General features: G+C 70.9%; 6 protein-coding genes. 1 reads left to right on the top strand and 5 read right to left on the bottom strand.

Annotation, left to right across the window (positions count from 1 at the left end; genetic code table 11):
- From P3L51_RS30135 to P3L51_RS30120, 4 genes are all read right to left on the bottom strand, one after another.
- The coding region (locus P3L51_RS30135; RefSeq protein WP_354608493.1) for an amino acid adenylation domain-containing protein at positions 1 to 7,251 on the bottom strand (7,251 nt) is incomplete at its 3' end.
- Between the two features lie 2 nt (positions 7,252 to 7,253).
- A complete protein-coding gene (locus P3L51_RS30130; RefSeq protein ID WP_354608492.1) occupies positions 7,254 to 8,480 on the bottom strand; it encodes an aromatic ring-hydroxylating oxygenase subunit alpha in 1,227 nt (408 codons plus the stop codon).
- 371 nt (positions 8,481 to 8,851) lie between these two features.
- The gene (locus P3L51_RS30125; protein WP_354608491.1) at positions 8,852 to 10,093 is read right to left on the bottom strand and encodes an NAD(P)/FAD-dependent oxidoreductase; all 1,242 of its coding nucleotides are present in this window, start codon (positions 10,091 to 10,093) and stop codon (positions 8,852 to 8,854) included.
- A gap of 621 nt (positions 10,094 to 10,714) precedes the next feature.
- Positions 10,715 to 11,275, bottom strand: coding sequence for an ester cyclase (locus P3L51_RS30120; protein WP_354608490.1), 561 nt, complete (start codon positions 11,273 to 11,275; stop codon positions 10,715 to 10,717).
- 135 nt (positions 11,276 to 11,410) lie between these two features.
- On the opposite strand from P3L51_RS30120, the gene P3L51_RS30115 reads away from it, so the two are divergent.
- The gene (locus P3L51_RS30115; RefSeq protein ID WP_354608489.1) at positions 11,411 to 12,124 is read left to right on the top strand and encodes a TetR/AcrR family transcriptional regulator; all 714 of its coding nucleotides are present in this window, start codon (positions 11,411 to 11,413) and stop codon (positions 12,122 to 12,124) included.
- A gap of 54 nt (positions 12,125 to 12,178) precedes the next feature.
- Here the strand turns inward: P3L51_RS30115 and P3L51_RS30110 are convergent.
- Positions 12,179 to 14,182 (bottom strand): lanthionine synthetase LanC family protein (locus tag P3L51_RS30110; RefSeq protein ID WP_354608488.1); only part of this gene is annotated, 2,004 nt, incomplete at its 5' end.

The following is a 14,182-nucleotide window of genomic DNA, read 5'->3' as shown; positions in this document are numbered from 1 at the left end:
CGACGACGAACACAACGTGTCGATCGTCATGCTCGGCCCGTGCAGATCAAGGAAGTAACTCACCCGGTTGGCCAGGATCGCGTTGTGGTTGCCCAGGCCCGCCGCTGTCTGTACGACGTCCCCGACGACCATGTCCCGGTAGTGCTGGTAACTGGCGCCCACGAACACACCGGTGGACCGTGGGGCGCGTCCCGCCTGGCCGGAGTCCTCCAAGGCCCGCCAGGCGGACTGGACGAGATGGCGCTGCTGGGGGTCGATCCACTCCGCCTCGGCGGGCGACAGCCGGAAGAACCCGGCGTCGAAGTCGGTCAGCCCTTCGATGAAGCCGGCGCGCCTGAGGTAGACGGTGCCGGGCTTGCCCTCCGTGCCGTAGTACGAGTCGATGTCCCAGCGGGATGCGGGCACCTCGCTCAGGCAGTCCACTCCCTCCAGCAGGACCCGCCACAGCTCCTCGGTGTTCCCGGCGTTCGGAAACACCCCGTCGAAGCCGATGACGGCGATGTCGTGCAGATCCACGTCATCGCGCACCGGGGCGACAGGACGCTCGGCCACCCGCACCCGCACCTGCACCTGGGCCGGGACGCGCGCCGCCTCCGGCGCCCGATCCGGCGCCGGGGCCGTCGCGGGCTCGGGGTGTTTCTCCGGCACGGCGGCCCGTGGAGCGTCGCCCGCGTGCTGGGGGTCTTCCTCGGCGGGCGCCCCGGTGGCCCCGTACTCGTCCCTCAGCTCGGTGGCCAGGCGGTCGACGGTGCCGACCTCCAGGACCAGCGTCACCGGTATGTCCACGTCCAGCTTGGCCCGGATGTCCTGGGCCAGCGAGACCGCGAGCATCGAATCGAGCCCCTGCTCCTGTAGCGGCCGGTCCGTCTCCAGCTCGTCGACGTCCAACTCCAGGGCGGCTGCCACCCATTGGGCCAGTGCCGCGTCGAGACCTCCGGTCGCCGGGCGGCCGGGGACCGGCACGGGACGGTGACCGTTGGGCACCTGGGCGGGGGGCCGTGCCGGGGTCGGCGACGAGGGCGTCGCGGCACGGTGGCCGTTGCGCGTGTCGCCTCCCGTGGCCTCCGGCGACGGCGCCTGGGAGAGCCGCTTCCAGGTGACCCCGCGGGCTTCCAGTACGGGTTCGTCGCCGTCGAGGACCACCAGGCTCGCGGTCAGCAGACCGGAGTCCGGACCGGAGTCCCGGTCCCGGCGGGCGTACACCCGGGCGGTGTCGGGAAGCCGGCCGAGGACGGTGAGCCGCTCGATGGTGAACGGTACGTACAGTCCCTGCGCGCCGCAGGCGGCGAGCGCGATCTGGAAGGCGCCGTCGAGGAGTCGGGCGTCCACCGCGCCCGCGGTCCGCCCGCCGCCGCGCAGTACACCCGTCGCCTGTCCGGGCGCCACGGACAGCATGGACACGGTCCGGAAGCCGGCGCCGTAGCTGAGTCCGGCGCGTTCGAACGCGTCGTACATCGCGTCGAGGGCGACGGTGGTGAAGCCGTCGGTGGTCGCGGGCGCAGCGAGGGTGGCCTGCTCGGGACCGGTCACCTCGGCGGTGCAGACGAGGGCGCCGGTGCCGTCGCGGAAGGCGACCGTGGCGTTGTCGCGTTCGGCCGTGAGGGTTGCGGGGGCCTCGACGGCCGCCCGGAAGGTGAGGTCCCGCAGACCGAACCGGTTCCGGCCGATCAGCTCGGCCACTTTGCCGGGGTATCCGGCGCCGGGCAGTGTCGGCTTGCCGAGCACCAGGTGCTCGGCGGCCTCCGGGTGCTGTGTCCATGTGCTCCTGGTACGGCCGGACGCGCCGGACGCGCCGTGGTGCGCGGGCACGTTCGGCTGCTCGGCGGGTTCCAGCCAGAGGTACTTCTCCGCGTGCGGCGCGGTCGGGAACCGTACGCCTGCCCGGCGCCGCCGCCCGGGGGGCAGGGCCGCGCCGGCGACGAACGCGCGGGCGGCCTCGGCGAGAGCCTCACGGCTCGCTCCGGCACCGATCGGCTCCGTGGCGCGGGTCTCGGATGTCACCCCCACGTGGAGGGAGCGAATGTCCGCGACCCCGGCCAGGAACAGCCGCAGCTTGTCCTCCAACTGCTCGACGCTGTCCGCCACGCAGGCCAGCCGGTGTGCCGCGGCGGGACGCCGTCGGCTCGCCTCGCTCAGTTCGTCCAGGGACGGGCAGTAAGCGGAGCGCAGCATCAGCACGAGCCGGTGGGCCAGGGTGCGCAGTGCCTCGTCCGATCCCGCGGAGAGGATCAACAGCCGCGGACCGGGCTCCGTACCGTCCGGTGCGCCGGCGGGTCCCGCCTCGATCACGGCGTGGGCGTTCGCGCCACCGAAGCCGAAGCTGCTGATTCCCGCGACGCGCGGGCCGCTGCCCCAGGGCAGCAGCCGGTCGGCCACGAACAGGGGCGAGCGGTCGAAGTCGAAGGACTTGTTCGGGGTGCTGAAGTTCAACGACGGCGGGATGTGTCCCGCTTGGAGCGTCAGGATCGTCTTGATCAGTCCGGCGATGCCCGCGGCGGGTTCCAGATGACCGATGTTGGTCTTCACCGAGCCCACCGCGACCGGCCGTCGGCCGGCCGACTCGCCCAGGACCGCGTGCAGGGCTTCGAGTTCGATGAGGTCGCCCAGTTGCGTTCCGGTGCCGTGCGCCTCGACGTAGCCGATGTCGGCCGCCGTACGCCCGGAGCCTGCCAGTGCCTTGCGCAGTACCGCTTCCTGGGCCGGCCTGCTGGGTGCCGTGAGGAAGCCGGCGCTGCCCCCTGTGTGGTTGACGGCGGTGCCCCGGATCACGGCGAGGACGGGGTCCCCGTCGCGTTCGGCGTCGGCGAGCCGCTTGAGGATGACGGCGCCGGTGCCTTCCCCTCGTACGTAACCGTCGGCGTCGTCGTCGAAGGTGCGGCACACGCCTTGCGGGGAGAGCATCCCGTTGCGTGCGAAGGAGCGTGTCTTGGTCGGGGTGAGAACCAGGTTCGCGGCCCCGACCACGGCGGCGTCCACGTCGCCCGACCGCAGATGCATGGCCGCCTGGTGCAGCGCGACGAGGGAGGACGAGCAGGCCGTGTCGACGACGAAGCTCGGCCCCGACCAGTCGAAGACGTGCGACAGCCGGTTGGCGACCATGGAGGCGGCCGTGCCCGTCGCCACGTGCGGGTCGCGGAACCCGATGCTCCGCGCCACGATCTCCGGGAAGTCGCTCGCGATGGTGCCGATGAAGACACCGGTGGCGGCGCCGAGGGACGTGTGGTCGTGGCCGCAGCTCTCCAGGGCCTCTGCCGTCACGCTCAGAAGGGTCCGCTGGAGGGGGTCCATGCGGCGGGCCTCGCGGTCGGTGAGTCCGAAGCGGGCGGCGTCGAAGTACTCGACACCGTCCACCCAGGCCATCGGCACGTCGTCGGCCTCAACTTCGGCTTCGGTTTCGGCTTCGGACCACAGGTGGGCCCAGCCGCGCTTGCCTTCCGGGGCGTGCCGGACACCGGACACCCCGCCGACGAGGTTCTGCCAGAACTCGTCGGGTGTGGCGGCGCCGGGGAACCGGCACGCCATGCCGATGACGGCCAGCGCGCCGTCGTCGGCCGGCCGGGCGGGCTCGGCGGGCGCCGGCTCCGTCGGCGCGGACTCGGCGGAGGTCGAGACCACGGGGGCCGATACGGCAGGAGGCGGTACGGCGGGGGTCGATCCGGCGGAGGCGGTCGCCACCGGCCCGGGATCGGCCGACGCCCGTACGGTGATGGCCTCCTCGGGCTCAGGGGCGAGCAGCCTTACCACGCCCTCCGCGCCCAGCAGTCGGGCCAGCTTCACCGGAGTACCGGTGGCGAAGACCGAGGGGGCGGTGACGGTCGCGCCCAGCTCACGGCCGAGCCGCACCGCGGCGAATGTGACGTTCGCCGAATCGCCGCCGAGGTCGAAGAAGTTGGCGTGCACGTCGAAGCCGGAGTGGCCCAGCGTGGCCGCGAAGACCCCCGCGATCGACTCCGCCAGCGCCTCCACCGTCACGGTCTCCGCCGACTCCGAGGGCTCCACGGACTTGGCGGATTTGGCGGACTTGGCGGACTTCACGGATTCCGTCGGCGTCGCGGCGGGCCCGGGGGCCGAGAGGAGGACGGTGTCCCTCGTCGGCAGCGGCAGTTCGGCGCGCGCCACCTTGCCGTTGCCGGTCAATGGCAGGGCGTCGAGGCCGACATACGCGTCGGGCACCATGTAGCGGGGCAGGGAGCCGCCGACGAACGCGTCGAGCCGGGACTTGGTCGGCGTACCGTCACCCACCAGATAGGCGGTCAGCCTCGGTTCGCCGCGTCCTTCGAACCGCGCCGCGACGACCACGGCGGCGGTGACGCCGTCGAACTTCTCCAGCACCCGCTCGATCTCGGCGGGTTCGATGCGATTGCCGCGCACCTTCACCTGGGCGTCGCCGCGCCCGAGCCACTCGATCGAGCCGTTCGCGTGCTGACGTACCTCGTCACCGGTCCGGTAGAGCCGCACACCGCTCACCGGGTGGACGAGGAAGACGTCGTTCGTCAGATCCGGCCGGCCGGCGTAGCCGCGGGCGAGTCCGGTGCCGGAGAGATACAGCTCGCCGGTCGCTCCGGTCTCACACCGCTCCAACTCGCCGTTCAGCACATGGAGTTCCATGTTCGGCAGAGGTTCGCCCAGCGGCAGGAAGGAGCCCACCGAGGTGACCTCGTGGCACGAGGCCCAGATCGTCGCCTCGGTCGGGCCGTACAGGTTCCACAGGGCGCGGGCCGGTCCGTGCAGGCGCTCGGCGGTGGCCGGGGGCAGGGCCTCGCCGCCGGAGAGCACGGTGAGTTCCGCGTGCGGTGTCCAGCCGGTGCCCAGCAGCAGGCGCCACAGACTGGGCGTCGCCTGGGCCATGGTCACATCGCCGGTGAGTTCGGCCAGTCGGGAGGGGTCGGCCGCGGTCTCGCGGGAGGCCAGTACCACCGTCGCGCCGACCGTCAGCGGGAGGAACAGCTCCAGCAGGGAGATGTCGAAGGCCACGGTGGTGTGTGCGAGCACGGTGTCGTCGGGCGAGACGCCGAGGCGTTCGCCGATTCCGGTGAGGAATTCGGCCAGCGCACCGTGCTCGACCTCCACGCCCTTCGGGTCGCCGGTCGATCCACTGGTGAAGAGGAGGTAGGCCAGGTCGGAGGCGGTGACGTGGGGCGGTATCGCCTGCGCCGAGCCGTCCGGTCCGGGCACGCTACGCGCGTCACCCAACGACATGCCGAGGTCATGCGTACGGGGGTCGGTGAGGATCAGGTCGCACCGCGACACCTCCACGTACCGTCGCAGCCGCTCCACGGGGTATCCCGGGTCCAGGGGCAGGAAGGCCGCCCCGGCCCGCAGGATTCCGAGCACGGCCGGGAGCAGGGGGAGGTCCCGCTCCATCAGTACGCCGACCACGGAACCGGACTCGATGCCCTGGTCGTGCAGGTCGGCGGCGACGGCGTCCGCCCAGGCGTCCAGGCCGGCGTAGTCCAGCGTGCGGGCGCCGCCGCGGACGGCGGTCGCTCTCGGCCGGTCGGCCACCGTGGCCGCGAACAGGTCCAGTACCGTCCGGGTCGCCGAGGGGGTGTCGGAGCTGTCGGGCCGCACCGTGAGCGGCTCCGGGGACCGGGCCTCGGGCAGTGTCGCGGGGTGGGACTCGGCGTGCGGCTCGGCCTGGGACTCGGGGTGGGACTCGACCTGGGACTCGGAGTGCGGCTCCTCGCCGTGGAGCAGGGCCGTCAGGACCAGGTCCTCGACCTGCTCGGTGAACTCCAGCGCCTCGTCCTCCCCCATCGCGGTCTCGCGTACGAACACGGTGGGCGGACCGTCCCGCAGGCACAACAGAGCGAGCTCGGTGTGCGGTTCGGCGGACGCCTCCTCCCCCGCGACGCGATCCAGCACCATGACGCGGGTGAAGCTCGGCTCGTCGGAGCCGAGCGGGCGGCCGGCCAGGCCGAGCCGGAGTTCGAGGTCGCTGGCGTAGCCCTGGCGTGCGGCCGCCTCGTCCAGTTTGTCCTGGAGGGCCCGGGAGGTGTCGCCGTCGAACCGTACGGGGAATCGCGCGGCGGCGATGCCATGGGTCTGCTCCGCGAGGACCCGCGCGGCCGCCGGTGACCAGGCGAAGTCGAAGTTCCGCTCGCCGGTGCGAAGGGCCACCACGGTGAGGAAGGCGCGGACGACCGCGACGGCCTCCTCCCGCGAGCCGGGGGTGAGTGCCAGCTCGTAACGGCCGTAGTGGGCCCCGGCGGCGGAGAAGTCGTCGGCGGCCAGCGGGGCGGGGCGCAGTCCCTCCAGCCGTGCGCGCCACCACGGTTCGTGTACCCGCAGTCTCTTCTGGGCGGCGGCGATGTCCGCCAGCCGTTCCGCCGAGACGGCGGGCAGCGGCGAGCCCGGCGCGATGCCGAGCCGCTGCGCGGCGGCCTGGCCGCTCAGCGCGCTCCCGTCGACGGCGGTGCAGTCGCTCAGCACGAGGTCGGCGTCCGGGGCGGCCAGGGTGATGGCCGATGTGGTCACCGACAGCACGGTGGTCTCGGTACGGGGGTCCTCGCGCGGGATCAGCCTGACCTGCCGGGTGAAGACCGCGCCCCGCTCGGTGACGAGGGCCGGTACCCCGAGCGGGTTCGGGAAGGAGCCGTAGTCCAGGGCCTTGGAGAGCCGGACGGCCTCGCCGGCGGAGGTGCCGGCGTGGATGACGCCGCCGGACGCCATCCGGGCGGACCGCCGGTAGAACCGCCGCTCGCGGTCGCTCGTGTCGACCGGCTCGGGCAGGGTTCGCGCCACCACGTGCGGTACGAGATCGGCGAAGAGGTCTATGCCCACCTCGGCCGTCTCGTACGTCAGCGACAGGGCGGTGGAATGGTCGCGTACCGGGAACCAGCGCTCCAGCAGCACGCCGCCGGCGTCCACGGCCTCCGTCATCCGATGCCAGGTCGCCGCGTGCCGGGACGCGCCCTCGTACAGCGCCCAGGCGGGGATGTGGCTACCGGAGTAGCGGGGCAGTGGCCCGTCGTGGAAGTTGATCGCGGCCGTTGTCGGCAGGTCGAGGACCTCGGCGGGCAGGATACGGAAGTTGACCATGCTGAACAGGTAGTCGAACGGCCGCGCCGAGAGCGTCGCCGACAGGTCGCCGTGCGGGTCGAGCACCGGGATCGCGTGCGTGTCCGCCCAGGCCGCCACGGCCGGGTCGTCGCTGAGGACTCCCTCGATCCGTACGCCCGCGTCGAGGAGCTGTGCGGCGCACTGGGTGAGGACCCGGGTGCCGCCGATGATGAAGCAGTTGGCTGCCATGCTCACTCCGCGGCCTTCCCGGTCTCGGAGGTGCCCGCGCCGTTCCCGGTGTTCGCGCCGTTCCCGGTGCCCGCGGCGGTGTCCTGGGTCTCGGCCGTCTCGGCGGCGACCCAGGAGTCGATCTGCGAGACGACCTCCTCGTCGAGCGAGAGCTGACCGGGCGTCCAGAGCGGGTTCGACAGGCCGCGGTGTGTCCGCTCACACATCTCCCAGTCCTCGTAGTTCGCCTTGTCCCACAGTGCGAACACCGCCTCGTGGGAGAAGTCGGTCTTGACGGTCTCGGAGGGGTGGAAGAGCCAGAAGTGCCGGACGAAGCACGTGCCGGGACTCTCGGGCCAGACCCACTGCATCATCACGTAGTCGGCCGTGAACCCGAACAGCAGATTGGGCAGGATCGTGATCCAGTTGATCTTCTGCCGGTCCGCCTCGGGGACCAGTTCCATCGGCGTCCGACCGCTGCGCCCCGTCATGGAGACGGAGTTGTAGGCGTTCCGGATGCCCTGCCACGCCCCGACGATGTCGCCCTTGAGGTCGTAGGTGCCCGCGTCGTCGAAGTCGGTGATGCGGTGCAGGTCCTTGTGGGCCGTGGGGAAGTGCAGGCTCTCGTTGACGTTGTGCGCGACGAGCTTCCAGTTCGAGGCGACCGGGTAGTCCTTCGCCTCGACGCACTCGAGGTCGGCCAGCTCGTAGACACGCGCGAACTCGCCGAACTCGCCCAGTGAGGCGTCGAGATCCGGTGCGTCGTCGGACAGCGCGATGAACACGACCCCGAACCGGACCTCGGTCCGCACCGGCAGCAGACCGTTCTTCTCCTTCTCGAAGAAGTGGTCGAAGTAGGTGCCGTTGAGGCTCTTGAGCTTGCCGTTCCGGTCGTACACCCAGCAGTGGTAGAGGCAGACCAGGCTCTGTCGCTTGCCGGTGGCCTCCTCCACGAGCTTGTAGCCCCGGTGGCGGCAGTAGTTGTGGTACGCCTGGATCCCGCCGTCCCCGTGGATGATCAGAACGGATCCGGTACCGATGTTCAGCGTGGTGTAGGCACCCTTGTCCTTCAGGCGGGAGACGTGGTCCACCGGGAGCCAGCGCCGGCCGTAGATGCGGGACATCTCCCGGCGGTGCTGCTCCTCACCGGTGTAGAACCCGTGTGACCTGCCGATGCCGCCCGTCTCGAAGTATGGCCTCTCCTCGCCCTGGTCACTGATGAGATCGAACATGCTGGACGCACGCGTCATCTGCTGGTCTCCCTCAGAGGGTCAAGCGCATGGAATGCGGTGCGGGAACACCGGAGGCGTCGGGGCCCGCGAGAAGGCCGCACCGAGCCCCCGGCAATGGTGGGACTGCATGCCGAGTGATGACTGAGAAGTGCTGCCGGGCCGGCCCCGGGTGTGGTGTGGGGCCGGCCGACGGGCGGGCGGCGAGGGGCGGGGACGGCGGGCGGTCCCGTCGCCTTCGAGGGGGATTCGGAGACGACTCACCGAAGCGCGTAGGGCTCTCTGTACGAGGCGTGCGCGAAGCACCGGTGCGGAGCCGGTGACGACGCGCTCAACTCACGCGCTCGGCTTGGTGTGCCCCTGGTCGGGCAGGTGCGGCGAACCGCCGGCCGTCATCCGGCCGGGTCGTAGATCCGCTTCTCCTCCGGCACGCCCGCGTCGTCGTAGAGACGCTCAAGGGCGTCCGGCGCGTAGACCTCGTAGTCCGGTACGACTCCGCCGATCAGCCCGAGCATCTTGTTGGTCCACTCCTGGCTCGCGCTCATCGCGGACATCGTCGCCTCGAAGAACGGCGGGAGTTCGGTGAGTTCACCGAGCGTCGTCGTGAAGTCGTAGACGCCCGCGCTCTCCTCGTCGCGCAGCTTGTTGTACTCGGCCAGCGCCTCTTCCATCGGCCGCTCGCCGGCCAGGCCCTGGTGGACGCGCTCGGCGAGCAGCTCACCGTGGGTGAAGGCGTCGGTGATGCCCCACCCGGTGTAGGGGTCCTTGTGGTATCCGGCGTCGCCGACCAGCGCCCAACCGGGGCCGTGGGCGCGGCGATAGTAGTTGTCCGGGTAGCGCATGGGCTTGAAGGGCTCCTCGCGCCTGCCCTGGTCGCGCAGTTGCACGCCCATCTCCGGCGAGACGTCGTCGAACACACCCTGGAAGCCGGCCTCGGGGTCCTGGCGGAACTCCTTGAGCTGGCGCCTGGTGCAGATGACGGCGAGCATGCTCACGTCGTCGTTCGTCGGCCAGGTGCCGAACCACTTCTCGTTGAAGCCGGTCTTGTGGTGCAGGCCCCAGTCGAGACCGCTGTAGTACGAGTAGTAGATGAACCCCGCGGCGGGACGCACGTTGTACAGCTCCGCGCCGACCTTCTTGGCGACCGTGGAGTGGAAACCGTCGGCGCCGATGACGACGGTGGCACGGAACTCCCGCTCCGGCCCGTCCCCTTCGCGCCCTCGGATGCCGGTCACGCGGCCGTCGGTGAAGACCAGGTCGGAGACGGTGAACCCTTCGATGACCTCGGCGCCGGCGCGGCGGGAGGCGTTGAGCAGGATCTCGTCCAGCACGGTGCGGCGCGGGCAGTAGACGGCGTCGATGCCGTCCACCGGGTCGGCGAACCCGTTGAGTTCGATGCCCCGGTAGGAGTAGTTCATCTTCCGGAGTGCCGGGGTCTTGGCCGCGATGACCTCGTCGAGCAGGCCCCACCCCTGGAGCCGCAGCAGGCCCGCCTGGTGGATGTAGTGGGTCGACACCGCGTCGCTGGGGAACGAGGCCCGGTCCACCACCAGAACCCGATGACCCTCTCGCGCCAGCAACATGGCAACCGGCGACCCGGCGCAGCGTCCACCCACAACGATGACGTCGTACATGCGATCCCCCATCAATTTGGTTTGAGGAACTGACGCACCGCTGTAAGCGGCAGAAGCACGACCCGGAGGCTATGAAAATCGACAGATGAAGGTCAAGTAGGGGTAATAGTGAGGCAATGTAATGCCATCGAAATCACGCCACCTGAATGAATGATTCCGCCCAACCGCCGTACCGGATGCACCACTTCGCCCCTTTTCGATGCACCATGGATGTGGCGTGCGTCACAATCCAATAGGGGTCTGAATCCAGCCAGCCACAATAGTAAATTCAGCCCTTCCAGCAAAGCGAAGTTTTTTCGTTCCGAACGAAATAAACGACATGGCGTGAGCGGCAGTTTGGATAATTCACCGGTCGGTACGTTTGGTGGAGCCCGACCACATGAACGCCGAGGCCACGGCCACCTCCCACCCCACCACCCGCCCCCGTCGGCCAGGGCCCAGCCACCACTCGACGGTGACGGTTGTGCGAGCCGCCCGGACCGGGTCCATGGCTACCGTCCGGAATCAAGCGATCACATTCGCAAAGCGGGAGCCGTCGCGCGGCATGGGCGTACGGATCGGGTCACCGCCGTCCGATCCGCCAAGGTACTCAGTGGCCTCGACGGATCGGCCGTGCGCCGATCAGTCGCCGAGGTCGGGCTCGGTGGTGTTCAGGAGCCTGGGATCAGGTTCGGAGCCGGCCATGGACAGCGCCCCCTTGACGGCCTGTCCGAGTTTGAGCAGGTCTCCGGGCTTGCGCTTGTCGAGGCCCCCGACCAGTTGCTTCAGGATGGTGAGCTGGTCGAAGTAGACGCGCTCGGTGACGAGGTTCTCGTGTTCGTCGAAGATGAAGTACGCCGTCATACGGGTGCGGTGGCGGCTGCCGGTCGGCGGTATCTTCCCCAGCGGCCCGTTGTGGGTGCCCATGAGCCAGAACTCCACGATCACCGCGTCGTGACTGTGGCGGAGCGCGATCAGTTCGTGGTCCTGGTCGGGGAACGCCACGCGTGTGTCGTGGTAGTACTCGCGCACGTCACCCTCGCCGTCGTGGACGAGCATCTGTGCGATCAGTTCGTAGTGAGGATGCGGAAACGTCGACAGCGTCGCGTCCCAGTCCTGGAGCACTTCGTCGCGGAAGTGATCCATGACGAGCTTCTCCCGCACGCGCAGTACGTCCTCGGGGGGCAGGGTGAAGCGCGACATCGGTGTGTCCTCTCGTCTGCTCGGGTCACTCGGGCACTCGGGCACTCGGGCTCATTTACCCACGCCGTGGATTATCAGGGCCGAAGTTATACCCACGGTGTGGTTTTGAACAACCGGCATGCGCACAATGGGCCCATGACCGAGGCCCGCCCCGATCCGCTCGATCCGCTTCCTCGCCCCACCCGCCGTGGCCGCCCGCCCAAGGGCGCCGCGCAGCTCTCACGCGCGTCCATCGTCGAGGCGACCTTGAGGATCGTCGACACCGAAGGTGTCAGCGCGGTGGGCATGCGATCGGTGGCCCGCTCCCTCGGCGTGAACGCCAAGAGCCTCTACAACCATGTCGAAGGCAAGGACGGGCTGCTCGACGCCCTCGCCGAACACGTCCTCGGGGGCCTGGCCCTTCCCGAACCGACCGGCGACATACGCCACGACCTGGACGTGATCGCCCGCGCGTTCCGCGACCGCGCGCTCCTCCATCCCGAAGCCGCGTCGCTCGTCCTCACGCGACAACTCGCGTCGCTCGAAGGGCTCGCTCCGGTGGCTACGGTCCTGCGCGTCCTGAGCCGGGCGGGCTGTCCCACCGAGGAAGCGGTCCACCTGCTGCGCGTGCTCCTCGCCACTCTGATCGGCACCCTGCTCCGCGAACTCTCGGCGGGCCCGGCCTTCGGCATCGGCGACACCGCCGGGATCGCCGCACGTCAGGAGGCACTGGAACGGTCGGGATTCCCCGTTCTCGCCGAAACGGCTCCCCATCTCGCCCGCTTCGACAGGGAGTTGGAGTTCACGTACGCGGTGAGTTTCGCGATCGACGCGGTCGTGACGCGCGTCCAGGCGTCGAAACCGCGGTAGGAAGCGGCACCCTGACGAGGACGGTCCGCTCCTTGCCCGCCGTCGGAGCGAGACCTAGAGAGCAACGTGGTCGGTCCACAGGCGCGGGCCGCCGCGGTCGCGCAGGCGGCGCAGGAAGGACAGGACGCCCGCGCTCCCGGTGGCCCACCCCGGTCCCGATGCCGCCAGGGTGTTGTCGGGGAACACCGGCCGCCGCGAGGTGCCGCCGCTGCGGGCCAGGATCAGTCCCGCCACGTCCTCGGCGGCGTGGAGCAACCCGTCGTCGCCGGTCACGCCCGCGGCGTCGATGAGTAGTTCACCGACACCGGACAGTCCGCAGCACTGGGAGACCGGGCTCATCCGGGGTGCGAGATCGCGGCATGCCCAGGCGCACCGTACTCCCAGATCAGTCGTGCGCGAGTCGCCCTCGTGCGCGCCCGCCTCGATCAGGAGGGTCCCGATCCCGGCGAGTCCGCGGCACCAGGACCCGTAACGCCGGTGCGCTTGGGGGCGGGACGCCAGTGCCAGCAACCGCGGTGTGTGCGAGACGAGTTCGGTCAGACCCTGGCGGGCGGCCTCGCCGGCGGCCGGATCGCCGGTGAAGCGGTGGTAGGCGTGCAGGAAGTGGATGACGCCCGCGAGGCCGTGGGCGAAGCCGAACGCGAACGCCGCCTCGGACGCCGCCGCCGAGCGCTGCGGTTTCACCCGCTCACTCCCGATCCGCGCGGCCAACGATGCACGGGCGCACTCCTCCGCCACGGTCAGCCGCGCTCGGGCCTCGTCGTCGCGGCCCGCCGCGCGGGCGCGCCGAGCCAGCGTCAACTGCCCGGTCCCGGCGCCCGCCGCGCCGCTGATCTGGTCACCGGTGTCGTCGTAGGGGCGCGGGCTCGGTTGGGGCACGAATGCCGGGGCGCCGGTCAGCGCGGTGGCGGAGTCGAGGAAGAGGTCGACGCCGGTGCGGCCGGTGTGGAGCGCGGCGGTCAGCGTCGGCAGGGCGGGATGGTGCGCGGTCCGGCGGGCGAGCCCGGCCACGGCCTGGGGTACGCCCGGCTGTTCCAGGTGGTGCAGCAGTTCCAGACCCACGCCGGCCGCTCCGTCGTAGAGCGTCAGCCCGAACCCCTGCTGCCCCTCTCGGGATTGAGGTCCGGCGGGAAGTTTGGCGGCGGCGGTCACACAGGTCGCGACGGTGTGCGCGATCAGGTCGTCCAGCAGGCCGGGGGTGATCGCGGGCGGTGAAGGGAAGCCGTGCCCGGACGCCACCGGCCTCGCCGGCGCCACCGGTGCGCGCCATCGCTGTGCGCGGGCGGTACGCCGTACGGGGTCGGGGTCCATGAGCCCGGCGACGAGTTCACGTACCGGCCGGTGGGCGGCGCCCGGGAGTACGGCGGCCAGACAGGCGAGTGTGCGGTCGCGGTTGACGGCGTCGTCGCGGTCGACGACCACGGGATCCATGCCGGTCAGCGCGTAGTGCAGGGTCGCGCCGAGCGCGTACAGGTCGTCGGCCGGGGCGGGCGGCCCGCCGGCACGGTGGACCGGCATCGAGTAGCCCGGTGTCGCGCCGGCCGGCCGGTCGCCGTGCAGTGCGCTGACGCCGAAGTCCACGAGGTACGCGGTGCCGTCCTCGCCGAGCACCACGTTGGACGGCTTGAGGTCGCCCACCACGACGCCGCAGGCGTGCACGCTGTCGAGCAGGGCGAGCAGACGGCGTGCCAGCGGGGCGATTCCGCGGCCGGTCACGGTCCCACCGGCCGGCCCGGAGCCCGCGGGCGCGCTCGGGGTACCGGGCGGGTACGGGCCGTGGCCGAGTACGTCACGGCGCAGGTCGCGGGGACCGCAGTCGGTGGTGATCAGGTACTCGTCGTCGCCGTGCCGGAGGTGGTCGCGGACCCGGGGAACACCGTCGACACCGGACAGAGCCGCCAGAACCCCGTGCTCGTGGCGCAGACGGCCCCGGGCGTCGACACCGTCGGCGTCCTCGCCGGCGTAGGCCCTGGCCTGTTTGACGATCACCTGTTCGCCGGTCGCGGTGTCCAGGGCGCGGTAGACGTCGCCGTGCGGGGAACGGGCGATGCCCGTGGT

The organism is Streptomyces panacea (assembly GCF_040560175.1).
Classification (GTDB): domain Bacteria; phylum Actinomycetota; class Actinomycetes; order Streptomycetales; family Streptomycetaceae; genus Streptomyces; species Streptomyces panacea.
This window is presented reverse-complemented; position numbering and strand designations above follow the sequence as displayed.